Raw genomic sequence first — 24,704 nt, 5'->3', positions numbered from 1 at the left:
AAAAATGGAGGACCAAATAATGATTTTTGAAAAACTCAAAGATATTATTGCAGAACAGCTCAGTGTGGAGGCAGACGAAGTAAACCTTGATTCAAACATTCAGGACGATCTCGGAGCTGATTCTCTCGACGTTGTTGACCTTATCACAACTATCGAGGACGAGTTTGATCTTTCTATCCCCGATGAGGCTGTAGAGGAGATCAAGACAGTAGGAGACATCGTAAACTATATCGAAAAGAATACAGACGCTGAGTAATAAGCGTATAACTTCCCCCGACATGAAGTCGGGGGATTTCTTTATCATGCAGGGGCTGATGTGAACATCAGTCCTGCAGGCAAACGGTTTATCGAAAAATAATCTTAACACGTGTACAACTTTGTCTGAGGAAAAAAATACTACTTGCAATTGACGGTTTAAAGTGATATAATATAAGTTGTAGGATTTTTCACAAAGAATTCAAGAGGATATTTATGAAGAATATTAAGATAATCACAGGTCATTACGGCAGCGGAAAGACCAATTTCTCCGTAAATCTTGCGGTAAAAGCCGCAGCTGAGGGCAAGTCCGCAGCCATAGTCGATCTTGACATAGTAAACCCCTATTTCAGGACTGCCGATTTCAGGGACCTTTTCGAGGAAAAGGGAATAAGGCTCATCGCTCCCGACTTTGCAAGGAGCAACCTTGATATACCGTCCATACAGTTCGACGTTGTGGAGCTTGCCACCGACGAGGACTGCCTTATAATCGACGTGGGCGGCGACGATGCGGGAGCTGTCGCTCTCGGACGCTATGCGGAAGCCCTTGAGCAGTTCAGGGACAGCATAGAGATGTACTACGTCATCAATCAGCGCCGCTACCTCACAAATACCGCCGAGGAAGTAACTAAGCTGATGTATGAGATAGAGGCTGCGGCACGTATGAAGCATACGGCTATAGTCAACAATACCAACCTCGGCTGCGAGACAACGCTTGATATAATCGAGCAGTCACGTCCCTTTGCTGAGGAGACCTCGCGTATAACGGGACTTCCCGTCATATATACCGTATATCCCGAGGATATCGCGGAGCTTTCAGACAAGCCCGACGTATTCCCTGCAAAGATATACGTAAAGCCCGTATGGGGCTGATGATAAAAATGCATAATTCATAATGCATAATGCATAATTGTTGGGATATGTTCGGAAATGCCGATCAGTTCACAAGACGCATAAATTATGAATTATGAATTGTGAATTATGAATTGATTGAAAGGAGAAAAAGTGTATGGCTAAAATGACAGTTATTACCGAGCGCTGCAAGGGCTGCGGTCTGTGTACAGCTGCCTGTCCCAAGAAGATCGTTGCACTTCAGAAGGAAAAGCGTAACAAGAAGGGATATTTTTACGCAGAATGTACCGATCAGTCAGCGTGCATAAGCTGTGCAATGTGTGCAACTATGTGCCCCGACTGCGCTATCGTTATTGAAAAATAATCTATATTCGTTGAAAGGAGCTGTTTAGCTTTGGAAAGAAATCTTATGAAGGGTAACGAGGCGCTGGCAGAGGCTGCTATCAGAGCAGGCTGTAAATGTTTCTTCGGATATCCTATCACTCCTCAGACAGAGCTTGCCGCTTATATGGCAAAGCGTATGCATAAGGCAGGCGGCGTATTCTTACAGGCAGAGTCCGAGATCGCTGCTATCAACATGGTACTCGGAGCTGCTTCCACAGGCGTCCGTGCAATGACATCATCATCATCACCCGGAATCTCACTGAAGAGCGAGGGCGTATCATACATAGCAGGCTCAGATCTTCCTGCTGTTATCATCAACGTAGAGAGAGGCGGCCCGGGTCTGGGCGGTATCCAGCCATCACAGGCTGACTACTGGCAGGCTACAAAGGCACTGGGTCACGGCGACTTTCAGCTTCTCGTATATGCTCCCGCATCAGTACAGGAAATGGTAGACTATGTAGTAAAGGCTTTCGACCGCGCCGACAAGTATCGTATGCCTGCAATGATCCTTGCAGACGGACTCCTCGGACAGATGATGGAGCCTGTTACATTCCCCGAGATCAATCCCGAGGCCTATGACAAGAGCAGCTGGGCTGCAAACGGCCATAAGATGAAGAGAGAGCATCATATAATCAACTCACTCTACCTCAAGCCCGATGAGCTTGAAAATTCTATCCTTGAGCGCTACAAGAGATACGAGATAATCAAGGAAACAGAGACAGAGGCAGAGCTTTACCTCACAGAGGACTGCGATATACTCGTATGTGCATTCGGCGCAACGGCAAGAGTTGCAAAGTCTGCCGTAAACGACGCAAGAGCACAGGGCATCAAGGCTGGTCTCTTCCGTCCCAAGACATTATGGCCCTTCCCCGTAAAGGAGATCAACGAGGCTGCAAAGAGCGCAAAGAAGCTTCTCAGCGTAGAGATGTCAATGGGACAGATGATAGAGGATATCAAGCTCGCTATCAACTGCTCAAAGCCTGTTGAGTTCTTCGGAAGAACAGGCGGCGTTATCCCTTCACCTGCTGAGGTGCTGGGCGAGATCAAGAGAATGGGAGGTGCCCTCTGATGGCTGTAGTATTTGAAAGACCAAAGTCGCTCATCGACGTTCCTACACATTACTGCCCCGGCTGTACACACGGTATAGTACACAGAATACTCTGTGAAGTCATCGACGAAATGGGTATCGAGGGCGATACTATAGGAGTATGTCCTGTTGGCTGCTCCGTTATGGCATATGATTACTTCAACTGCGATATGATCGAGGCTGCACACGGACGTGCACCTGCTGTTGCAACCGGCGTTAAGCGCACGAACCCTGATAAGTTCGTATTCACATATCAGGGCGACGGCGACCTTGCTGCCATCGGTACAGCAGAGACTGTACACGTTGCAACAAGAGGCGAGAATATCGTCGTTATCTTCATCAACAACACTATCTACGGAATGACAGGCGGTCAGATGGCTCCTACAACACTTCCGGGACAGGTAACACAGACAACACCTTTCGGAAGAAGCCCCGAGCTTGCAGGCTACCCCGTAAAGGTATGCGAGATGCTCTCACAGCTCACAGGTACTGCATATGCAGAGCGTGTTGCAGTTGACAGCGTTCCCCATATCAAGGCTGCAAAGAAGGCTATCCGCAAGGCATTCGAGAACCAGAAGGCAGGCAAGGGCTTCTCTATCGTAGAGGTGCTTTCCACCTGCCCTACAAACTGGGGACTTGCTCCTCTTGACGCTATCAAGAGACTTCAGGACGAAATGATCCCATACTATCCTCTCGGCGTTTACAAGGACGTAGAAGAGGGAGTATTCCCAAAGACAGAAGGAGGTAATGAGTAATGGCAACCACAGAAATACTCCTCGCTGGCTTCGGCGGACAGGGTATCCTTTTCGCAGGAAAGATACTTGCTTACTGCGGACTTATGGACAATAAGGAGCTTTCATGGCTCCCTTCGTACGGACCCGAGATGAGAGGCGGTACCTGCAACTGTTCAGTTACTATTTCCGATGAGCCTATCGGTTCACCTCTCGTACTCACACCTCATCTTCTCATCGCTATGAACCAGCCTTCATTCGACAAGTTCGTAAGCTGTGTACGTCCCGGCGGCAAGGTGTTCTTCGACAGCACCATGATCGAGCCCGAGACAGACAGGACAGATATCGAGCTCTTCGGTATCCCCTCACAGCAGATGGCAGACGACAACGAGCTCAAGGGCGGTTCAAACATCATCCTTCTCGGCAAGCTCCTCAAGGAGACAAACATCTGCTCACTTGAGACTATGCAGAAGGCTATCGAGAAAGTCGTACCGCCAAAGAAGGCAGCACTTATCCCCAACAACTTCAAGGCTATCGACCTCGGCATGAACGCATGATTTCAAAAGCTCCTGACATTAGTCAGGAGCTTTTTTAGCAGTGTAGGGGCTGATGCCCGCATCAGCCCGCAAGAGCTTAATGATCCGCCTTTTTATTTGACATATCTCCTGCCTTTGTGCTATAATGTATATGCTGTGTTTCCGAAAAAGGCACAGCAAGGATATGAGAAAAGCGGAGGATGATTTTTATGGAAGTAATCAAAAAAATATTCAAGGTCATAGGCAGGATACTGCTTGTACTGCTCATACTTATAGTTATCGCGCTTATAGTATGCTTCTTTTATCAGAAGTCCGCGCAGAAAAAGGACAGGAAGCTCCTTGAGGACGGCGGCTACAGCCACCTTTATTCCGCAGGGGATTACAATATGAACATCAACATCTATGGCGATGGCAAGAACAAGATAGTAGTCATGCCGGGCAGCGGAGATGCCGAGTTCACCGTGAATATGAAGAAGTTCTCGGAGCACCTCAGCGATGATATAAGCCTTGTGGTAGTTACCCGTCCGGGATACGGTCTCTGCGAGGAGACAGACCATGAGATAACAACGGAATACATCGTGGAAAGTACACGTACCGCACTTAAAAACGCAGGCGTGGAAGCTCCCTATATACTTATGCCCCATTCCCTCAGCGGAATTTACGGCACCTACTGGGAGAACACCTACCCTGACGAGGTATCGGGTGTTATCTTCCTTGATACGGTAAACGACGCATATCCCGAAGTTCCGGAGGAAGAAATAAACGAGAATATCTCGGGAGCGGCTTTCCATATAGCTAAATTCTTACAGAGAGCAGGCGTGTCAAAAGTCCTTAATGATGTCATGTTCAGGAGCGATGACTCCGATGAATATGAAAAGTACGCAAATGCAATGTTTGAAATAAACCCCACAAGCTTTTCAAAGTCTTTCAACAGCGAGTTAAAGAACTACAACAAGAATATGAAAACAGCATGGGCTTCCATAAAGTCCAACGATATCCCGAAGATATATATTTCCACAAACTATCAGACTATCGACGATGTAAGGGATTATCTTATGTATAGTTACGGAGAGGTGGATGAAGCCGAGGCGCAGGAAAGGTTCGAGGATGAGAAGGCAAAAGAACTTCAGGACTACTACAAAAAGAGAACAGAGTACATCAATAAGCTGGGCAGCTGCAAGGAGATAAACATTGCAGGCAGCCACTTCATCTACGAACAGAAGCCCGACGAAGTTGCAAAGACTATAAAGAACTTCGTTGACGGCATAAAATAAGAGCAAAAGCCCGAAAGCAGTTTATGCAGCTGCTTTCGGGCATATTTTTTTGATATTTCTGTTTATCTGTGGTGACCGTGATGACCGACGCTGCCGCCGTGATGGCCGCCTCCGCCTCCGTGATAGCCGCCGCCCCTGCTGCTTCCGCCGGAGCTGCTTTCTATCCTTGTCTTGGTGGTATGAGTTCCCTGGAATATATCCGCATTCTGAGTGAGGTTTATAGCATCGCCCGAGAGATATATCCTCGGATTGGTCTTGCTCTTGAACTTGTAATTATGCTTCGATACAAGGTAGATGATAAGCGATACCAGAGCTCCCATAAGCTCCGAAATGATAAGCACGGGCCATTTCTTCTCGGGGGGAGCGCTTTTTGTAACATATGTCTCGCCGTTTTTCGTATAAACGTAAACCTTTGGATCGGCGTCCGAGACATAGTAATAGCTCTGCCTTGTCCTGCCTGTATTGTAATAGTCAACATAGAAGCAGAATTTGGAGATAGCCTCGCCTATCTTCTTTGGATCGAGAGGCTCCGAGGAGCTTGAAGAGGGGAGATATGCGTCGAGATTACTGAATATGCTGTCGCATACCGAGTCCGTGAATACGAGATTTGCCCTTGCGCTTGTGGCGATATCGTCGTATGCGGGGCTTTTTCCCGATATGTCAAGGTAGTACAGTACACCGTCGGTATTCTCGCCGAAAACCTCATTATACTCTTTTGTTGTGAAATATTCTGTCTGACTGTCGCTGTAGTGGCTTCTGCTGCTGTCTGGGAGGAATACAAGGATATTCATATTGTTGTTCCTTGCACATTCCTGTATCTCGCTTTCAAGCTCTCTCAGCAGGGACTGATCGCTTGAAAAGAGCCCGTGCTCGTCGACAATGCCCGACTTTGAAATGTCATCCTCGGAAAAGCTCTGATACAGATTTTTAGAGCCGAGGTTTGCGACAAATGTATCGAAGAGGAATAATCCCACGATAACTGCCACAATGGTGATAAAGACAGTAAGAGCTGAACCTGCTTTTTTCATAAGGTGAAGACACCTCCTATCACCATGCCCGCAAGTGCCACAGCAGCGCCTATGATACCGCTGAAAAGCGCCAGCTTCGGCTTTGACAGCGGCGGAGTTCCTGCAAGCTTGCCTGTCTGACCGTTGATAGCAAATTCATACACCTTGCCCCTGTACATATAGGACATGAACCATACGGGGAGCATGGTATACTTCCAGTCGGTCTGTGATATATTGTAGTTCTGAGCAAGGGGAGTTACGGTGGTATAGCCCGAGATGCTTTCCTTTATGAGGGACGCGCAGGCCTGAGTTGAGCGCTCGCGTATCCTCGGGAAAACCTGTGTCTTGTCCACGTCGTACTTATCTGCGAAGAAGCCGCTGAGGTAGGACATGGAGAAGTCCCTGAGGTCATTGTAGTCAAAGGGCTCGATAGCCTCCATGAGGAGGTCGTCTATTTTGGTCTCGCCGTCAGCGGGAACGCCTCTTGTAACAAGATTTCCTCTGCGGACGATATGGTATGTGCTGGTTTCGGTATACCTGTAGTTTCCCGAGGTCCAGTGGCGGACCTTTTTGCCCGTAGCGGAATAATCCACGTTGATATGGCAGTCGGCTATCCAGAAGGGAACATAAAGTCCCGTGAGCTTTTCAAGCTGCTGCTCGGATTTGAAGTCCTTGGGAACGAACAGGCGCTTTCCTATCCATTTCTTGAAGTCGTCGATGGCGTTTTCTCTTGTGAGCTTGAAGCCGATGACCTTATCGGGCTTGAACTCGCCGCCCATTTTCCCTGCAAGGATAACGGGGTTGTGGCAGTAATAGCAGAAGGTAGCCGTCTGCTGGTCGTCAGCCATTATCTCGGCGCCGCAGCTGTCGCAGCGGTACAGGTGGGTATGGTTCTCGAAGTCCTCCTTTACCTGAACAGCCTCCTGAGGTATGCTGTTTTCTGTAGCGGCACAGAGCTTTTTTATTTCTTCTACCGAAAACGAACTGAGGCAGTACTCACAGGAGAGCTTTTGCAGCTGCGGGTCGAATTTAAGGTCTGCACAGCAGTTCGGACAGGTGTACTTAACTGATTCCAATATCTTATCTCCTTTCCTCGGCACATAAAGTGCGGAAGTAACCCTGAATATCATGTATCGGCATGAACCGACAAATATATATTAACATATTCCGCTGTTTTTTTCAAGAGAAAAAAGGCAATATTTACAAGATATTAATCAATGTTCACACAAGAATGCTGCGGCAGTGTTTATACTTGACAAAATAGGCGAAATCACGTATAATTGTAATACATACTTTTGTCAGTAAAAAACGCAGTAATGAAAGGGATGACGATACAATGAGATACAAATTTTCAGAGCTTACACCCGAGATAATCCAGCTTGCGGATATGTCACTTGAGGGATACAGGATAGCCCCCGAGCTTTATACACAGTATGATGTAAAACGCGGACTCCGTGATATAAACGGAAACGGAGTAGTCGCGGGACTTACAAATATAAGCACCATAAAAGTTCTTGATATGGGCGACGGTATGCCCAATCACGGAGACGGCAAGCTTTACTACCGCGGGATAGATGTAGAAGATATCGTCTCGGGTTTCATTAAGGAAAAGCGTTTCGGATACGAAGAAACGGTATATCTTCTTCTTTTCGGAAAGATGCCGTCAGAGCGCGAGCTTACGGATTTCCGCAGGATACTTGCGGAGTTCAGGGAGCTCCCGTCGAACTTCATGAGGGACGTTATCATGAAAGCTCCCACGGACAATATGATGAACACCCTTGCAAAGAGCGTACTTGCGCTTTATTCCTATGACGACAGGGCAAACGATATATCAATACCCAACGTACTGCGTCAGAGCATAGAGCTCATAACCCTTTTCCCGGTGATATCAGTATACGCATATCACGCCTACAAATACGCAAGGCTCGGCGGCAGCCTTTTCATACACAGTCCTAAGCCCGAGCTTTCCATAGCGGAAAATCTGCTGTATATGCTCCGCGAGGACAGGAAGTATACCGAGCTGGAGGCACGTATACTCGACCTTGCGCTGGTTCTCCACGCAGAGCACGGCGGCGGAAACAACTCCACATTCACGGTGCACGTTGTATCCTCGTCGGGAACAGATACCTATTCCGCTATCGCAGCAGCTCTCGGCTCGCTAAAAGGACCGAAGCACGGCGGCGCGAATATAAAGGTAGCAATGATGTTCGACGATATGAAGGAGAGCGTAAAGGACTGGAAAGACGAGGAAGAGGTAAAGGACTACCTCCGCAGGCTGCTTCACAAGGAAGCCTTTGACCATTCGGGACTTATCTACGGCATGGGACACGCGGTATATTCTCAGTCCGACCCGAGAGCCAAGGTATTCAAGGGCTTTGTCGAGTCTCTCAGCTCCGAGAAGGGCAGACACGATGAATTCGCCCTGTATTCGCTGGTAGAGCGTCTTGCTCCCGAGGTCATAGCCGAGGAGCGCCGCATATACAAGGGAGTATGTGCGAATGTCGATTTCTACAGCGGTTTCGTATACCGTATGCTAGGCATACCCGATGAGCTGTTCACACCGCTGTTTGCGACATCGAGGATCGCAGGCTGGTCGGCACACAGGATAGAGGAGCTCATCAACTCAAACAAGATAATCCGTCCCGCGTACAAGGCTATATCGCCCATGCGCGAGTATACCGACATGGAAAACAGAATGGACTGATAAGTTGGCTGCATTCAGTCAGATAAAAAAGAGATAAAACATATTTTTTAAAGGATTGTGATAGAAATGAATAACACAGCAGAACTATTTGAATGGAAGGGCACTACCTGTGTAAAGCTCAGTGCAGGCGGCTATGAAGCATGGGTGGCAAATGAGATAGGCTCGAATGTCATACGTTTGCGCGACAACGAGAACGGTATCGAGTTTTTCCGCTTCAATCCAAAGAATACAGCCGACGCTATCAAGAAGTCGCCCGAGGTATGGGGGCTTCCCACACTTTACCTGCCCAACCGCTTTGCGGACGGAGTGCTCAGAACTTCAGACGCTGTGTATCAGCTCCCCGTAAACGAGAAAGAGCCCTACAACAACCACATTCACGGCTTCCTTCACAAGAGAGCCCATGAGGTGCTGGAGTTCAGCTCTGATGACAACTGTGCATGGGTAAAGACGAGATACGTGTACGACGAAAAGGACGAATTTTTCCAGTATCTTCCCGTAAGATTCACTGTAGAGTACACATTTACCCTGTCCGAGCAGGGACTTGAGCAGAATATCCGCTTCCTGAATACTGACGGAGTAAAGGTGCTCCCCATGTCACTTGCTTCGCATACCACTATCAGCGCACCTTTCGCTGACGGCGGAAAGGAAGAGGATATCCGCCTTACAGTGCCGATAGGAAAGCGCTGCGAGCTCAACGAGCGCTGTCTGCCCACAGAGCAGCTTAAGGTGCCGAATATGCACGACCTCGAGTACAGGAACGGCTCAAAGCACCCTGTATTGCAGGTAGTTGACAACGAGATGTACTTCGGCGAGTACACTAAGCTTGACGGCGAGGACTTCCACGGCATAATTGCCGAGGACATAACCAGCGGCAAGAAGATATGCTACGAGGTATCCGAGGAGTACGGCTTCTGGATAATCTGGAACGACCGCGGCTTCAATCATTTCTTCTGCCCCGAGCCCATGACAGCAATGATAGACGCACCGAACCTCAAGCTCCCCGCAGATGTGACAGGCTACCGCGAGATAAAGCCGGGAGACACCTTCGAGACACACGAGAGATTTTTCACCAAGCTTTCTTAAATGGGTAAATAACTTTTTGGCGGTCGGAAGCGGCAGGGCGTTTGTGGTATAATAAGCAATTGTGAACGCCGTATGTCAATAAACTGCCGAAATCCTTACATACCCTCTTAAAAAATACGCATAACAGATCCAATAATTATTGCAAAAGGAGATGCAGTATGAAAAACACCAAGATCAATGCAGCACTGCTTGCTGTAACGGCACTGTGTCTGAGCGTCGGCTGCTCCGAAAAGAACAGCACCGATAACGGATACGAAAAGCCGCAGACCACTGTGACCGCTGCCGCCGACACGGCTGACACAGAAGCAGAGGCTGAGGAGTGGGCTTATTCCCTCACGGCAAGTAATGACAGCCAGCTCGACATAAGCAGGCTTGACAGTTTTGAAGTAAGCTCCGGCGACCTTCACGGCGGAGTATGGGACAGTGACATAACAAACACGAAAAACGGCACCAACCGTTCCCCTCAGCTTTCATGGGAGCCCGTTGATGGCGCTTCCTGCTATGGGGTGTATATGGTAGATACAGGCAGTGCGGGTTCGGGTTCATGGATGCACTGGAAGTCTCTTGCCGAGGAAACATCACTTCCCGCAGGCTGGGCTCCCGCAAGCGAATATGTGGGACCTTATCCCCCCGAGGGCACTCATGTTTACGAGATACTGGTATTTGCATTCAGGGAAGCTCCCGAAAAGCTCAAGGGAAGCTTTGACAATACAAATCCGAAGCTGCTTGAGGCTTTTAAGGTAATGGACGGCGAAAACGGCGGCAACATCATAGCCTGCGGCCATATAAAGGGTACATATACTCACGGAGAATAAATGGCAGGGGTAAAAGAAAAACACACCGTTCTGACGTCTGACGGTGCACAGGATTATATATTGGAGCGCAAGAATGTCAAGAACATCAATCTCCGCGTAAAGCCCGACTGCACGATATACGTATCGGCACCGAACAGGGTCTCTGTACGTGAGATCGAGAGCTTCATACGCTCCAGGAGCAGATATATCAGACGCGCGACAGAGTATTTCCGTACACGTCCCAAAACGGAAAGGACAGAGCTGAAATATGTCAGCGGCGAGAAGATAAAGCTTCTCGGCACAGATGTTGAGATAAAGGTAGTACAGGACACATCGGAGTACTCCGAAAGGGATGGCTCGAATCTGTATATCCACGTGAAGGACAAGGACAACGAAGAGCGCAGGAAGAAGCTTTTTTCGGCGTGGCTCGACGAGATATGCAGGGAGATATTCACTGAGGTGATGCATGATGTATACGAGAAGTTCTCGGAGTACAGCCTTATGTTCCCTCAGCTCAAGCTGCGTACCATGACATCGCGCTGGGGCAGCTGCCACCCGTACAAGAAGATAATAACGCTCAACAGGCGCCTGATAGAAGCGCCGCGGCACTGTATAGAGCAGGTAGTCGCACACGAGTTCTGTCACTTTGTACATCCCGACCACAGTAAGGACTTTTATGCGCTTTTGCAGCGTATTTATCCCGAATGGCGCTACAGCAAGGCAGTACTGGAAAGCCTTGTGGTTTTATAACAAAAAACAGCGTCCCCTGCATACTTGCAGGGGACGTTCTTTTTATTTTTCGGGAAGCTCCGTAACGAGGTGGAGCAGATACTTCTGTATAACCACAGCGTCGCCTGTAGTCATGCCGTCATTGCCGCTTACGTCTGCGTTCTTTACTCCCTGAGCGGTGATGCGCTTTTCGTCCCTGCCGTCAACTCCGTACTTGTTCGGATTTGCAAGAGCCTGCATGATGAGCACGGCGTCTGACATATCTATCATACCGTCGCAGTTTACATCGCCTGCCTTATAGTTCTCATCATGTTTCTGCTCCGACTGGGTTGTGGATGTTGAAGTTGAAGAAACTGTTGTTGTGGTTGCGGAAGTTGTTGTCGTGGTGGTAACGGGCTTTGTGGTCGTAGTAGTTGTCGTTGTTGTAGCAGTTGTAGTGGGCGGAGTTTTCGGCTTTCCGTCGGAGAGCTGTCCGTAGACTATTCCGCAGCCGACAGTTGACATATATACCTTGCCGAACTCGTCAAGGTCGCCTACGAGGTAGTTTCCGTTGCCTGTGCCGCCGTAGAGGTGGTCGGTATTAATGCATACCCATGAAGTGCCGCCGTCTGTGGAGCGGTAAATGCCTTCCTTGTCGGACTCCTCGGGCTTTCCGTAGATGAACAGGGTATTCAGACTGCCTGATTTTTCGGGAGCGCCGTAGCCCACGCACTTTGCGTAGAAAACATTGTCCAGCTTCTTGATGGTCTTGCCGCCGTCGGATATTATATGAAGTCCGTACCAGCCTGCCGCCATAGCGATACTGCCGTTGCCGATGTAAGCGAGGTCGCCTGTGTGGTCGCACATATCGTACCTGCAAACTGTGGTCTCAGTAAATGTAGCGCCGTAGTCATTGCTTACTGCAAAGGCGTAGTGCGACTCCTCAAGAGTAGGCTCCGTCTTGGTATTGTCGGAGGACCAGTAGTCGTTATGTGTGAGTACGGAAGCATAAACGGTCTTGGGGTCCTTGGGGTCAACGAGGGTATAAACGCCCTTTGTAGCCTTTATGCCCGTGCTTGTCTTCCATGTTGCGCCGAAGTCGTCGGTATAGGAAACACTTCCTGTTGTGCTGGTGTTGATTATTCTGTACTTGCCCTTTGAGAGCTCTGTTATGGAGAGCTTTCCGCCTGTGCAGGCAGGCTTGAAGGACTTCCATGTTTGTCCACGGTCAAGGGTATAGTAGCCGCTGCCAGTGTTATTGCCGTCACCGTTGGCAGTTCTTGCCCATACGTCGGTATTCTGAGGGCAGACTGCGATAGCTGAGGTAGAGCCCATATTCGGCTGATACTGTGTTCCGATCTTGTCCACCTGCTCGTGTACAAAGCCGTCGTAGTCGCCGATAGCGGAGAGGTCAAGTCCGTCCGCCGTGCTTACGAAGTCAAGGGAAACGACTTCCTCTATTCCGTCGGGGTGGAATATGAATGTGGGGAGCTTGTCCTCATCGGTGCTCCAGAGGTTCTCGCAGATGAACACGCCGTTGCCCGAGGTAATGAACATCCTGTCGGAGTTTCTCGGGTCGGTAACTACAGTACCCGACCAATGGATAGCCTTGTCTCTTATCCATGAGTAGCCGCCGTCCTGAAGGTAGTTGGAAATGAGAGGCTGCTCCCAGCCCTTGGTCTTGCCCGGGGTGAAGTTCTCCCATGTCTTGCCGCCGTCAAATGAGCGCATATACTGGTCGCCCCATGCGGGACCGTGCTCCTCTGTCCACGGCTCCCACTCCTGATCCTTCCAGTTGCCGCAGGTGCCTGCGATAAGGTGGTCGGGGTTCTTGGGGTCAGCCCATACCGAGCCGTAGCCTGCGTCGCTGAGCATATTTGTTACTGTTCCCGTCTTTGGCGAGTAACGGTAAGCTCCGCCCGATGTGCCGAGAAAGGCAAGACCTGCGATATAGGAGATGAGAAGGTCGCCGTTTGCGTCAAGGTTTATGCGTGAGGGGTATACGTCTGTGGGGAGGTCCTTGCTGAGCACGGAGAACTTGTCGTCCTTTGTGCTTGCAACATGGACATTCGCAGTTCCCTTTATGGAAGTACCGACGTATACCTTTCCGCCTGTTATGGCGATATTTGCAACGCCGTTCTGGTTATTGTAAGCGCCCTCTTCTGTGCAGCGGGCGATATTGTTGGTCCATGTGGGCCATTTTGTGGTATTCTTGAAGAGCCCGAGATCATCATATCCGATAACGGGAGCCCATGTCTCGCCGCCGTCCGTGGACTTGATAAGTGCGGACTTTGAGTTCTCGTCGGAGGTAACGTCACCGCCTGCGTAGATGACCTTCGGATCGTCGGGATCGACTGCTATTGACTCGCCGCACTGACGTCCGTCGCCGTTGCCCATTACCTTTATGAGCTTGGTGACGTCGATCTCCTTCATGGTCTTACCGCCGTCGGTGGTCTTGAAGATAACGGTCTTTTCGCTTGAGAAGTAAGCGCAGCCGCAAAGGAAGTATACGGTATCATCGTCTGTGGGGTCCACAGCCATAGCGTCAACGCTGAGGAGACCGCGGTCAGCGTCAGTGATGAAGCCGAAAAGCTGCTCCCAGCTCTCGGTATCGTAGTTGTACTTGTATGCGCCGCCGACGTCGGTACGTGCATACATTACCTTCTTGCCTGTAACTATTCCCGAAACGAAGCCGCCTCCGCCTATTCTGAGGGTGCCCCATTCCATTTTGTCGGCGATGCTCGATGTTGCCGCATTTGCCGAGCCTATGCCGTTTTCCGTTGTGCCTATAGCGGAAGAACAGCCTGCACAAATGCTGAGCGCACAAAGACCTGCCAGAGCTTTTTTCATTGTTTTCATTGTATTTTTTCCTTTCTGTTTTATCTTTATATTTTCTGAGCTTTGTTCCCAATGACTTATCCGTGCCTGTTTTCAACTTGATTTTATCATTTCAGATGTACGGTGTCAAGGCGTTTTGCACGTTATGACACTATAGGATATAATGAGAATACTATTTTGCAGAAGGCAAAAACAGGAGTTCCTCATAAACTCCCGAAAAAACAACATATCCACACCCTTTTTGCACTGCCTGTGCCCGTGAGGGCAAAAAAATACGCAGCCGCTATGGCTGCGCGAAAATGTTGAGCAATGAAACATATGACATCTGAAGATGATCTCTTTATAAAACGCTTTCATTTTTATATGCTGAAAGCGCGGAATTTACTGATAAACCATACCTCAAAGTAGAGAAGGAAGACACCACAGCCCGTTTTGGCAGGTATGCGGCCGTGCCATCACTGTTTCCCCCCAGTTCCTTCACGACTGCAGCGTCTGAGTCCCTTTCTACATTCACGATATATACATATCATATCCCGAAATATATTCTATCATAGGCTGTTCCACATGGTTCAACAAAAAAATTACTTATTTTTCAGGGCAAAAAATGTATTTTTGTAGCAATATTCCGATGTTTGTAACTGTGAAACAGGTTTTTTCGGATCATATTTTTGAAATTCCCCACAAAAAACGCTTGTTTTTCGCTTTACAAACAGTGCAGAATGTGATATAATGTTATTATATATTTATTTTGATTCAGTAGGTGTCTTTTCGATGAAATTGATTTCGGAATTTCTGCAATTAAATTTACTGTCTTTTGCACTTATACTTGGTATCATCATTATGCTCATCGAAAACCGCAGGGAACGCCCGCACGGTACGGATCATGTCATCGCCATTGTGGTCATGCTCACGGTTATAGTCATAAATGCGGGGCTGAGAGACCTGTACATGATGTCGGGCTTCGACAGCGAGCGAAACTATCGCAACGACGTGGTAATGACAATGTTTTACCTGCGTAATGCTATCGAGCATATCCTCTTCCCCATGATAGCCTATGTGGAGCTTCTCCTCATAGCTCCCGTGCGGAAGAAGCATATAATCTTTATCCCCGAGCTGGTATGCATCGTCTCGGAGATAATAAATCTTGCAAAACCGGGTATAATATTCAGCTTCAACAAGCACCTTGACTGCGTTGACGGACCGCTGATGATGATGCCTTATTTTGTGGGTATGATATATCTTCTTCTGCTCATGAGATACTCGGTGCTCTTTATCAAGGAAAAAGAGCTTAGCAAGGGGGTCACGGTAATATTCATCGTTTTCCTGACACTTGCCGAATGTTACCTTGAAGCGGCGTACATAGTCAAAGACCTTATGGATGAGATAGTTGCGCTTGACGTAATTATATATTATTTCTACCTTGTCGCCATCTATCAGAGCGAGATGAAGATAAAGCTCCATACCAGCGAGCTTGAGCTTGAGCGAAGCAAGCGAATGCTCATGATATCGCAGATACAGCCCCATTTTATGTACAATTCTCTCACCTCCATAACCTATCTCTGCGACAAGGACGCTTCACAGGCAAAAAAGGCACTCATAGACTTTTCAAAGTTTCTGAGAAAGAATCTTGAGGCGATGAGCCGCAAGAACCTTGTCCCCATAAGGGAAGAGATAGAGCACACAAAGGTATATCTCTCACTGGAAAAAATACGTTTCGGTGATGATCTTGATATAATATTTGATATAAAAGACATTGATTTCGTTATCCCCGTCCTCACGGTCCAGCCCCTGGTGGAAAATGCCGTAAAGCACGGCATAAACAGGTCCGAGAGCGGCTGCGGCACAGTAAGCATATCCACTGTGGAGACTGAGGAATACCACAAGGTGGTAATAAAAGATGACGGCGGCGGCTTTGACGTTGAATCGCTGAAAGACCTCGACGGCAGCCATATAGGCATATCCAATGTCCGCAAGCGCCTTTACGACGAATGCGGCGGTATGCTCATAATAAAGAGCGCTCCCGAAGAGGGCACGGAATGTACTATTCTTATCCCAAAGGAGAATCACGATGAAAATTCTGGCAATTGATGATGAACGTTTCGCATTACAGCTTCTTGTAGATACACTGCATAAGGTCTGCCCCGAAGCGGAGATAGTTTCCTTCCGCAGACCGTCCCAGTTCATGGAATATGACAACTCCGAGCCGTTTGACGCAGCCTTCCTTGATATCAGGATAGGTCAGATGTCGGGCATACAGGTGGCTATCGAGCTCAAAAAGCACTCTCCCATGTGCAATATAGTATTCGTCACCAGCTATTCCGAGTACGCTTTTGCGGCTATACAGATGCGTCCGAGCGGATATATCATGAAGCCCTATACGGAAGAGGATATCCGCAATGAGTTCAACAATTTCAGGTATACCACACAGCCCGAGGACAAGAACAGCGACAAGCTGAAGATACGCACGTTCGGGAACTTCCGTGTTTTCGGCAAGGACGATGCTCCCCTGAAGTTTTCGAGGACTATTTCCAAGGAAATATTCGCGTATCTCATAGACCAGTGCGGCTATCCCGTTACCAGCAAGGAGATAGCGGCGGACGTTCTTGAAGTCGAGGACTTCGACAGACCCACATCAAAGAAGATATCCCAGTACGTTTCCGACCTCATAAAGGATATCGAGAATGCAGGCTTCCACAACGTCATAATCAAGCAGAACCGCCAGATACTCGTGAACAAGGAGGCTGTGGACTGCGACCTCTACGATCTTTTCGCAGGCGATACCGCCGCATTCAATACCTACCACGGCGAGTACATGATAGACTATTCATGGGCTGAGATAAGCGACTCGGCAGAGAGGATAAAGTCACTGGGATACAAGTTCTGATATAAAACGGGCGTACTGAGTACGATACGTATATAAAAGCTTACAGCTGTTACTCGGGGGGGATCCTTTTGAAAAAGATCCCCCCTTAAATGTTTATAAAAGCTTTTGTATAATATTCTGCTATCTCTCCTGTCCTGTTTCTTCAATATCTGTTTCACAGGTACTGTTTTCAAAATAATCGTTCATAGTACTGCGGAGATCTTCGAGAGTTCTGCAGCCCTCGCATATCACATCACCGACCTTAAAAGCGTCGCCGTAAAAGGAGTCGTAGAACTGCGAATAGCTCGGCAGCTTTACGCTTTCGGCAGGATAGCTCCCTTTTCCGCTATCGGGAGTGAAAACATCAATAAAGCAGGTGAAATAATAGTATTCAATATTATCGGCCTGCTTTTTTGCACTTTTGGAGCTCTCCGCTCCCTTTATGTCAGCAGACAGTTTATAGACATAGCACAGGGCGTTCCTGCCCCATTTTGCATCGCTCTCAGCGGGAGTGTAAAGCTCCGCACCGAGGAGCTCTGTATCAAGAAGCTTTTTGTCTTTCCACCCATCGGCAAGCTTTTGCAGCTCCTCACGGGCAAATACGTCCATTTTTTCATACGAAGCCCTGCTGATATCACTGAGCTTTTTCACGTACACGGGTACGCCGCTGACGGTATATTCCTTTTCAAAGCACAGTGGAATATATCCCTGCGAGAAACATTCCGACCTTATTTCGTCCTCGCTGCCGCTTCCGAAGCGGACTGTTACTTTATCGCCGCTGCTGAGTCCGCTGCTCCGCGAAGCAGTAAATGGTACGTCTTTAACGGGGAGCCTGTCACAGCTGAGTATCAGCTCGCCGTTGGGTTCAACTCCCGAATAATCAAGGCAGAGAAAGTAGAAGGGGTCAAAGCGCACGGCTTCCCTCAGACCGCTGACCGTGATCTCCTTATCAGCGAGGGCAAGCCTTATCCTGTATTTGTCCTCAAGCTTTTCCTTGCAGTCCGCGTCCCACTCAAAGCTGATGATATCGCCGTTCGACAGCTTCGAACCCTTGTCGGGAGCACCCACAAGATACTGTCTGAGATACGAGACTGCGTTTTCAGCAGCTTCTCCGCCGTCCTCTTCCTTTATTCCGAAAGCACGGGGATTGTCCATTACCATTTTCTCATAATCTATGTCAAAAGCCGCAGAAGCCGCGGTATCAAGTCCGCTCAGGCTCAGCTCAAGATAATCGTTCGGGTCGATGTCGGCTCTTCCGCAGCCTGCCAGCATAACAGAAGCGAGCAGCAGCGCGGTAAGTCTTATGATATTTCCATTCAAAACGGGTAACTCCTTAAAAGTACGAATGAGCACTGAAAAGATCTAACAGCACGGAATATATTATACCACTTGCCGCACCTTCCGTCAATACGCGGCTTGACATTGCGGCGAAAGACTGGTATAATAAGCAAAATGAGCCCGAAAGAAGTGATATAATGTCATTAGGCAGCTATATATTCAGAAAAATGTGCACCAAAAGCGATACCGCACGGGACAGCGGACTTACCACGCCTGAGGAAACAGAACGCTTTGACGATATAAAATACGGCAGTGATCCGAAATGGAACGTACTTGATGTGTACCGTCCGAAAGCTGCGGCAGGAAAAAAGCTTCCCGTTATAGTGAGCTTTCACGGCGGCGGCTGGGTCTACGGAGACAAGGGCGTATATCAGTACTACTGCATGGAGCTTGCAAGGCAGGGCTTTGCCGTTGTGAACTACAGCTACAGACTTGCTCCGAAGTACCGTCACCCTGCGCCCTTCAAGGACACGAACGATGTATTCGGGTGGCTCATGGACAATGCGGATAAGTACTTCTTTGACACGGAGAATATATTTGCGGTCGGCGACTCCGCGGGAGCAATGGGTATAGCTCTGTACGCCTGTATACTCACCTCTGCGGACTACGCAGAAAAGTACAGCTTCACGCCGCCCGAGGGACTGAAAATAAAAGGGCTTGCCCTTAATTGCGGCATATACGACGCGGAGCACTTCTGCACCGTAAAGACTATGCGGGACTACCTCCCCAAGCACAGCAGTGAGGATATCCTTTCCGAGCTGACTGTGATAAAGCACGTAACAAAGGACTTCCCGCCGAGCTTTATAATGACGTCGAACTGTGACCACTTAAAGAGCGAGTCGCCCCTGCTTGAAAAGGCGCTCCATGAAAAAGGCGTCCCCTGCGTGTTCAGGGAATACGGCGACGAAAATACCCGGCTTTATCACGTGTTCCACTGCAATATAAAAACTGCCGAAGCCGCACAGGCAAATAAGGAAGAATGTGACTTTTTCAGAGACCTGATGTAAAAACGGGCGCACTTATGTGCGCCCGAATAATTTTATAAACGATTCTTTTTGATAATATCACTTCTGATACTTAGCCTTATCCATTTCGCGGATAGCAGCACGTCTGATCTTGCCGCTTCCGACAGTTTTCGGCAGCTCGGGAACGAACTCAACCACTCTCGGGTACTTGTAGGGCGCGGTACGCTCCTTGACATAGTCCTTGATCTCCTTTACGAGCTCGTCGGAGGGAGTTTTATCCTTTGTGAGGACGATAGTAGCCTTTACCACCTGACCTCTGATCTCGTCGGGAACGCCTGTAACAGCACATTCAAGCACATAGGGGAGCTCCATGAGAACGCTTTCGATCTCGAAAGGTCCGATACGGTAGCCCGAGGACTTGATAACGTCATCGACTCTGCCGACATACCAGAAATAGCCGTCCTCGTCCACCCATGCGGTATCGCCTGTGTGGTAGTAACCCTCGCGCCATGTCTCTGCGGTATTCTCCTCGTCGCCGTAGTAGCAGAGAGCAAGTCCGGGAACGCCATAACCGACAGCATTGCTGTCCTTCAGCTTAACACATATCTCACCTGTCTCACCGACACCTGCGGGAGTACCGTCAGGGAGAAGCACCTGTACGTCATACTGCGGATTTGGCTTACCCATGCTGCCTGGCTTGGGCTCCATACCAACAACGTTTGCGATCGTAAGTGTGGTCTCGGTCTGACCGAAGCCCTCCATGAGCTTTATACCCGTTGCCTTGTAGAACTGGTGGAACACCTCGGGGTTAAGGGCTTCACCTGCGATGCAGGCATATTTAAGTGAAGAGAGGTCGTACTTTGAAAGGTCCTCCTTGATGAAGAAGCGGTACATAGTGGGAGGAGCACAGAATGATGTGACATTGTACTTCTTGAACATGGGAAGTATATCATCAGCGTGGAAGCGGTCGAAGTCGTAAACGAATACGGCAGCCTCGCACATCCACTGTCCGTAGAGCTTGCCCCAAAGAGCCTTGCCCCAGCCTGTATCAGAGATAGTGAAGTGCAGACCGTTGGGATCGGCGTTCTGCCAGTAACGGGCAGTAACGTAGTGACCGAGGGGGTACTGATAGCTGTGGAGAACGAGCTTCGGATTGCCCGAAGTACCCGAGCTGAAGAAGATGAGCATAGGGTCTGTGCCGCATGGAGTATCGGCAGTGCGCTCGAAATGAGTGCTGTATGCGGAGAGCTCCTCGTTGAAGTCGTGCCAGCCCTCGCGCTGACCGTTGACCATCACCTTTGTTTTGAGAGAAGGTGAAACAGCACAAGCCTTATCGACTTCATCTGCCACATCGCCGTCGGCTGTGCAGACGATAGCTGATACCTCTGCCGAATTGAAACGGTATTCAAGGTCATGCTCCTTGAGCATATTGGAAGCGGGGATAACAAGAGCGCCGATGCGGTGAAGAGCGATTATGGAGAACCAGAACTGATAGTGGCGCTTGAGGATGAGCATGACTCTGTCGCCCTTTTTGATACCCAGTGACTTGAAGTAATTTGCTGTCTGACATGAATACTTCTTGATATCCTTGAATGTGAACCTGCGCTCGTTCTTGTTGACGTCAACATAGATCATAGCTGTCTTGTCGGGACATTTTTCTGCCATAGCGTCAACGATGTCGTATGCGAAGTTGAACTTATCCTGCTCGGTGAAATTTACCGCGCTGAGAACGCCCTCCTCGCTGGTCTCGCACTTTACGAACTTTTCCGCAACGGGGTGGAGCAGACCTGCCTTGTCGACATTTGTAAGGTAATGCTCTGCAACGTGCTCGCGGTATTCCGACATACCTGTAGCGCCCTTGGGAGGCATTACAAAAGCGTATATCTCGCAGTCCTCGCCGCCGAGAGCGACCTCGTCGTGGGGCATTGAGCTGTCATAGTAGATGCAGTCACCCTCGTGGAGTATCTCCGTATGGGAGCCCACAGTCATACGCAGAGTTCCCTTGAGAACGATATCCATTTCCTGACCTGCGTGGCTCGCCATATGCAGGGGCTGTGAAAGAGCCTCCTCGGAATAGGGGATAACGACATGGAAAGGCTCAACTGTCTTGTTCTTGAATTTTGAGGCAAGGCGGTTGTAGGCAAAGCCCTGTCTGCGGACGATAGGAACGCCCTCGCCCTTGCGGGTGATGGTATAGCCGCTGAGCTCGGGGCTGCTGCCCTCCATGAGGTCTGTAATCTCAACATTGAACTTATTGGCGCATTTATATATAAATGTAAAGCTGAAGTCCTGTTCGCCCGATTCGAGCTTTTTGTATTCTTCAACCGAATAATCCGTTATGGCAGCCATTTCCTCTACCGAAATACCGAGGTCCTCACGCAGATGTGAAATACGCTCTGCGACCTCCTTGATCCTGATCTCTGCATTCTGTAATTTCGTCATTTCGCTCATAGTAAACTCTCCTTTTAAAATAATATTTACCGGGAATTGAAACGGGCGCCTGAAAATACTGCCTTTTTGCTGGACTTTGAAAAACAAAAAAACCCGTCTCAAAGATGAATTCTTTGAGACGAGCATCATAAACTGAATACCCGCGGTACCACTCAAATTGTGCCGCTATTGCGTGCACCACTTCAGACTCCGGCAAGTCCTATTCATTAACGCAGACTAACGGAAGCGCTTACTGAAACTTTCAGCACTTCGGCTCAGAAGGGATACACAGCAATGCTTATCACCGACTCACACCTGCCGTCGGCTCTCTGGGGACATTGGCAATACTCTGCTTGTCTTCCTCACAGCTTATGTTTGGATTATACCACAAGAAAGGCGATTTGTCAAGACCTTTTTTCAAAAAAAGGCAAATTACTTTTTTGGGGCGGCCGGAAGCGGCAGGGCGTTCTGCCATGCCTGAAAAGGATAGTTCCACGCAAATAACGGGGAACTTCTGATGTATTAGTGAAAAAATCCAACAAACTGCACAAAAAACGACTTGAAAAAAATACATAGCAATTTTTGCATAATCTATTGTATTATAATTCATTATATGGTATAATAATGTAAATGCGATTTTTTAAACCGCTTTTGTCACCAAAAATAAAGGAGTAAAATTATGAAGTTCGGTTTTTTTGACGACTCTAAGAAGGAATATGTTATCAATTCCCCAAAGACTCCCTATCCGTGGATAAACTACCTCGGAAATCAGGGATTTTTCTCACTTATCTCTAATACAGCAGGCGGCTACTGCTTCTACAAGGATGCCCGCCTCAGACGCATCACTCGTTACCGCTACAACAACGTGCCTATAGATATGGGCGGACGTTATTTCTATATCAACGACAACGGCACAGTCTGGAACCCCGGCTGGTCGCCTGTAAAGACAGAGCTCGATTCTTACGAGTGCCGTCACGGCATGGGCTACACAGTCATCACGGGCAAGAAGAACGGCCTCAAGGCTGAGGTAACATTCTTCGTTCCTCAGAACTACGACGGCGAAGTCCAGCAGGTAGTTCTCACAAATGAAAGCAAGGAAGCAAAGAGCTTCTCTATCTTCTCTATTGCTGAATGGTGTCTTTGGGACGCACAGGACGACTGCACAAACTTCCAGAGAAACTTCTCCACAGGACGTGTTGAGATAGAAGGTTCAACTATCTACCACGTAACAGAGTACAGAGACAGACGTAACCACTACGCTTTCTATACTGTAAATGATACTATCGACGGCTACGATACAGACCGTGATTCATTCCTCGGAAGCATCTACAACGGCTGGGACAACCCTGAGACAGTAAAGGCTGACAAGCCTTCAAACTCTTTTGCAGACGGCTGGTCTCCCGTAGCTTCACATTATAAGAAGGTAACTCTTGCTCCCGGCGAGTCAAAGACACTCATCTATATCCTCGGCTATGCAGAGAATCCTCAGGACAAGAAGTTTGCCGACAAGAAGCCCGCAAACCTCCTTACAAGAGAGACATGGGTGCTCAACAAGGAAAAGGCTTATGCAATGATCGAGAAGTACAACACTCCCGAGAAGGTAGCAGCAGGACTTGAAGAGCTCCGCACCACATGGGACAGACTTCTTTCTATATTCAAGGTAAACACACCTGATGAAAAGGTAAACAGAATGGTCAACATCTGGAACCAGTACCAGTGTATGGTAACATTCAACCTTTCACGTTCAGCTTCATACTTCGAGAGCGGTATCGGCAGAGGCATGGGCTTCCGTGACTCCAATCAGGATATCCTCGGATTTGTACACCAGATACCCGAGCGCGCAAGAGAAAGACTTATCGACATCGCTTCCACACAGCTTTCGGACGGCGGCTGCTATCACCAGTATCAGCCTCTCACAAAGAAGGGCAACGCTGATATCGGCGGCGACTTCTCTGACGATCCGCTGTGGATGATACTTTCCGTTGCAGCATATATCAAGGAGACAGGTGACTGGGGCATCCTTGACGCAAACGTACCTTTTGACGACGATCCCAACGGCAAGCACACAATGCTCGAGCATCTCAATGTTTCCTTCTATCACATCGTAAACAATCTCGGACCTCATGGCCTCCCGCTTGCAATGAGAGCTGACTGGAACGACTGTATCAACCTCTCATGCTTCTCGGATACTCCCGGTGAGTCCTTCCAGACATATACCAATCCCAAGTTCAAGGCAGAGGGCGGCTACTCCAAGATAGCTGAGTCTGCATTCGTTGCAGCTCTCTTCACATACACAGGACCTGCTTATGTAGGTATCCTTGAGCACCTCGGCAAGAAGGACGAAGCTGCAAAGGCTCAGGCTGAGATTGACAAGATGAAGAAGAACGTAATGGAGTCTGCATTCGACGGTGACTGGTTCATCAGAGCTTACGACGCAAACGGCGAGAAGATGGGCTCCAAGGAGTGCGAGGAAGGCAAGATATTCATCGAGCCTCAGGGCTTCGCAGTAATGTCCGAGATCGGCAAGGATCAGGGTGCAGACATCAAGACTCTCAACTCCATTGACAAGTACCTCAACTGCGAGTTTGGTCTTGTTCTCAATAATCCCGCATTCACAAAGTACTATATCCAGTACGGCGAGATCTCCACATATCCGGGCGGATACAAGGAGAACGCAGGTATCTTCACACACAACAACGCATGGATAATCTGTGCTGAAGCATACGTAGGCAGAGGCGACAAGGCATTCGAGTACTACAGCAAGATCGCTCCTGCATTTACCGAAGAGACATCTGATATCCACAAGACAGAGCCTTATGTATACGGTCAGATGATAGGCGGTAAGGACGCAAAGA

The 24,704-nt window shown here is 48.7% G+C and carries 20 protein-coding genes and 1 other annotated feature; of the genes, 15 read left to right on the top strand and 5 right to left on the bottom strand.

Going from position 1 to position 24,704, the window contains the following annotated elements; all coding sequences use genetic code 11:
• Positions 1-19 precede the first annotated feature (19 nt).
• From acpP to Q0R37_RS08795, 7 genes are all read left to right on the top strand, one after another.
• Positions 20-256, top strand: a complete 237-nt coding sequence (gene acpP / locus Q0R37_RS08825; protein WP_294753468.1) for an acyl carrier protein — start codon at positions 20-22, stop codon at positions 254-256.
• A 215-nt stretch (positions 257-471) separates the two neighbouring features.
• Positions 472-1,128, top strand: a complete 657-nt coding sequence (locus Q0R37_RS08820) for a cobalamin biosynthesis protein CobQ (RefSeq protein ID WP_294753463.1) — start codon at positions 472-474, stop codon at positions 1,126-1,128.
• 136 nt (positions 1,129-1,264) lie between these two features.
• The gene (locus Q0R37_RS08815; RefSeq protein ID WP_294753460.1) at positions 1,265-1,471 is read left to right on the top strand and encodes a 4Fe-4S dicluster domain-containing protein; all 207 of its coding nucleotides are present in this window, start codon (positions 1,265-1,267) and stop codon (positions 1,469-1,471) included.
• A gap of 45 nt (positions 1,472-1,516) precedes the next feature.
• A complete protein-coding gene (locus Q0R37_RS08810; protein WP_294753466.1) occupies positions 1,517-2,560 on the top strand; it encodes a 3-methyl-2-oxobutanoate dehydrogenase subunit VorB in 1,044 nt (347 codons plus the stop codon).
• Positions 2,560-3,333, top strand: coding sequence for a thiamine pyrophosphate-dependent enzyme (locus Q0R37_RS08805; RefSeq protein ID WP_072950984.1), 774 nt, complete (start codon positions 2,560-2,562; stop codon positions 3,331-3,333). The genes Q0R37_RS08810 and Q0R37_RS08805 overlap by 1 nt, the downstream gene beginning before the upstream one ends.
• Positions 3,333-3,866 (top strand): 2-oxoacid:acceptor oxidoreductase family protein, encoded by a 534-nt coding sequence (locus tag Q0R37_RS08800; RefSeq protein WP_294753454.1) that lies wholly within the window; start codon positions 3,333-3,335, stop codon positions 3,864-3,866. Before Q0R37_RS08805 ends, Q0R37_RS08800 begins: the two co-directional genes overlap by 1 nt.
• Positions 3,867-4,054: 188 nt before the next feature.
• Positions 4,055-5,119, top strand: coding sequence for an alpha/beta hydrolase (locus Q0R37_RS08795; RefSeq protein ID WP_294753451.1), 1,065 nt, complete (start codon positions 4,055-4,057; stop codon positions 5,117-5,119).
• A gap of 62 nt (positions 5,120-5,181) precedes the next feature.
• Here Q0R37_RS08795 and Q0R37_RS08790 read toward each other — a convergent pair whose 3' ends face one another.
• On the bottom strand, positions 5,182-6,147 hold the full coding sequence (locus tag Q0R37_RS08790) for a TPM domain-containing protein (RefSeq protein WP_294753448.1): 966 nt from the start codon (positions 6,145-6,147) through the stop codon (positions 5,182-5,184).
• Positions 6,144-7,202 carry a hypothetical protein gene (locus tag Q0R37_RS08785; RefSeq protein ID WP_294753445.1) on the bottom strand — a complete coding sequence of 353 codons (1,059 nt, stop codon included), beginning with the start codon at positions 7,200-7,202 and terminating at the stop codon, positions 6,144-6,146. The genes Q0R37_RS08790 and Q0R37_RS08785 overlap by 4 nt, the downstream gene beginning before the upstream one ends.
• 260 nt (positions 7,203-7,462) lie before the next feature.
• Here Q0R37_RS08785 and Q0R37_RS08780 point away from each other — a divergent pair, with 260 nt between their 5' ends.
• From Q0R37_RS08780 to Q0R37_RS08765, 4 genes are all read left to right on the top strand, one after another.
• On the top strand, positions 7,463-8,830 hold the full coding sequence (locus Q0R37_RS08780) for a citrate/2-methylcitrate synthase (protein ID WP_294753443.1): 1,368 nt from the start codon (positions 7,463-7,465) through the stop codon (positions 8,828-8,830).
• Positions 8,831-8,896: 66 nt separating this feature from the next.
• Positions 8,897-9,913, top strand: coding sequence for an aldose 1-epimerase (locus tag Q0R37_RS08775; protein WP_294753441.1), 1,017 nt, complete (start codon positions 8,897-8,899; stop codon positions 9,911-9,913).
• 158 nt (positions 9,914-10,071) lie between these two features.
• A complete protein-coding gene (locus Q0R37_RS08770; protein ID WP_294753439.1) occupies positions 10,072-10,728 on the top strand; it encodes a phosphatidylethanolamine-binding protein in 657 nt (218 codons plus the stop codon).
• Positions 10,729-11,457, top strand: a complete 729-nt coding sequence (locus Q0R37_RS08765; protein WP_294753437.1) for a SprT family zinc-dependent metalloprotease — start codon at positions 10,729-10,731, stop codon at positions 11,455-11,457. It abuts the gene before it with no gap.
• Positions 11,458-11,499: 42 nt separating this feature from the next.
• Here Q0R37_RS08765 and Q0R37_RS08760 read toward each other — a convergent pair whose 3' ends face one another.
• A complete protein-coding gene (locus Q0R37_RS08760) occupies positions 11,500-14,274 on the bottom strand; it encodes a dockerin type I domain-containing protein (protein ID WP_294753436.1) in 2,775 nt (924 codons plus the stop codon).
• 750 nt (positions 14,275-15,024) lie between these two features.
• Here Q0R37_RS08760 and Q0R37_RS08755 point away from each other — a divergent pair.
• Together Q0R37_RS08755 and Q0R37_RS08750 are read left to right on the top strand one after the other, a co-directional pair.
• Positions 15,025-16,341 carry a histidine kinase gene (locus Q0R37_RS08755; protein ID WP_294753434.1) on the top strand — a complete coding sequence of 439 codons (1,317 nt, stop codon included), beginning with the start codon at positions 15,025-15,027 and terminating at the stop codon, positions 16,339-16,341.
• Positions 16,322-17,137, top strand: a complete 816-nt coding sequence (locus Q0R37_RS08750) for a response regulator (RefSeq protein ID WP_294753433.1) — start codon at positions 16,322-16,324, stop codon at positions 17,135-17,137. Before Q0R37_RS08755 ends, Q0R37_RS08750 begins: the two co-directional genes overlap by 20 nt.
• Before the next feature lie 120 nt (positions 17,138-17,257).
• Here the strand turns inward: Q0R37_RS08750 and Q0R37_RS08745 are convergent, their stop codons facing one another.
• Positions 17,258-18,436, bottom strand: a complete 1,179-nt coding sequence (locus Q0R37_RS08745; protein WP_294753431.1) for a hypothetical protein — start codon at positions 18,434-18,436, stop codon at positions 17,258-17,260.
• Between the two features lie 155 nt (positions 18,437-18,591).
• Here Q0R37_RS08745 and Q0R37_RS08740 point away from each other — a divergent pair, with 155 nt between their 5' ends.
• Positions 18,592-19,461 (top strand): alpha/beta hydrolase, encoded by an 870-nt coding sequence (locus Q0R37_RS08740; RefSeq protein WP_294753429.1) that lies wholly within the window; start codon positions 18,592-18,594, stop codon positions 19,459-19,461.
• A 57-nt stretch (positions 19,462-19,518) separates the two neighbouring features.
• Here the strand turns inward: Q0R37_RS08740 and Q0R37_RS08735 are convergent, their stop codons facing one another.
• Positions 19,519-21,870 (bottom strand): AMP-binding protein, encoded by a 2,352-nt coding sequence (locus Q0R37_RS08735; protein WP_366517415.1) that lies wholly within the window; start codon positions 21,868-21,870, stop codon positions 19,519-19,521.
• 111 nt (positions 21,871-21,981) lie between these two features.
• Positions 21,982-22,224: a binding site (T-box leader), on the bottom strand.
• 304 nt (positions 22,225-22,528) lie between these two features.
• Here Q0R37_RS08735 and Q0R37_RS08730 point away from each other — a divergent pair.
• The coding region (locus tag Q0R37_RS08730) for a glycosyl transferase (protein ID WP_294753427.1) at positions 22,529-24,704 on the top strand (2,176 nt) is incomplete at its 3' end.

Source organism: uncultured Ruminococcus sp. (assembly GCF_946415235.1).
Taxonomy (GTDB): Bacteria; Bacillota; Clostridia; order Oscillospirales; family Ruminococcaceae; genus Ruminococcus.
This window is presented reverse-complemented; position numbering and strand designations above follow the sequence as displayed.

Coding starts and splice junctions, on each gene's coding strand:
- acpP (WP_294753468.1), top strand. CDS start 20: ATGATTTTTGAAAAACTCAAAGATATTATTGCAGAACAGCTCAGTGTG.
- Q0R37_RS08760 (WP_294753436.1), bottom strand. CDS start 14,274: ATGAAAACAATGAAAAAAGCTCTGGCAGGTCTTTGTGCGCTCAGCATT.
- Q0R37_RS08805 (WP_072950984.1), top strand. CDS start 2,560: ATGGCTGTAGTATTTGAAAGACCAAAGTCGCTCATCGACGTTCCTACA.
- Q0R37_RS08755 (WP_294753434.1), top strand. CDS start 15,025: ATGAAATTGATTTCGGAATTTCTGCAATTAAATTTACTGTCTTTTGCA.
- Q0R37_RS08815 (WP_294753460.1), top strand. CDS start 1,265: ATGGCTAAAATGACAGTTATTACCGAGCGCTGCAAGGGCTGCGGTCTG.
- Q0R37_RS08810 (WP_294753466.1), top strand. CDS start 1,517: ATGAAGGGTAACGAGGCGCTGGCAGAGGCTGCTATCAGAGCAGGCTGT.
- Q0R37_RS08775 (WP_294753441.1), top strand. CDS start 8,897: ATGAATAACACAGCAGAACTATTTGAATGGAAGGGCACTACCTGTGTA.
- Q0R37_RS08820 (WP_294753463.1), top strand. CDS start 472: ATGAAGAATATTAAGATAATCACAGGTCATTACGGCAGCGGAAAGACC.
- Q0R37_RS08770 (WP_294753439.1), top strand. CDS start 10,072: ATGAAAAACACCAAGATCAATGCAGCACTGCTTGCTGTAACGGCACTG.
- Q0R37_RS08795 (WP_294753451.1), top strand. CDS start 4,055: ATGGAAGTAATCAAAAAAATATTCAAGGTCATAGGCAGGATACTGCTT.
- Q0R37_RS08740 (WP_294753429.1), top strand. CDS start 18,592: ATGTCATTAGGCAGCTATATATTCAGAAAAATGTGCACCAAAAGCGAT.
- Q0R37_RS08765 (WP_294753437.1), top strand. CDS start 10,729: ATGGCAGGGGTAAAAGAAAAACACACCGTTCTGACGTCTGACGGTGCA.
- Q0R37_RS08800 (WP_294753454.1), top strand. CDS start 3,333: ATGGCAACCACAGAAATACTCCTCGCTGGCTTCGGCGGACAGGGTATC.
- Q0R37_RS08750 (WP_294753433.1), top strand. CDS start 16,322: ATGAAAATTCTGGCAATTGATGATGAACGTTTCGCATTACAGCTTCTT.
- Q0R37_RS08790 (WP_294753448.1), bottom strand. CDS start 6,147: ATGAAAAAAGCAGGTTCAGCTCTTACTGTCTTTATCACCATTGTGGCA.
- Q0R37_RS08735 (WP_366517415.1), bottom strand. CDS start 21,870: ATGAGCGAAATGACGAAATTACAGAATGCAGAGATCAGGATCAAGGAG.
- Q0R37_RS08780 (WP_294753443.1), top strand. CDS start 7,463: ATGAGATACAAATTTTCAGAGCTTACACCCGAGATAATCCAGCTTGCG.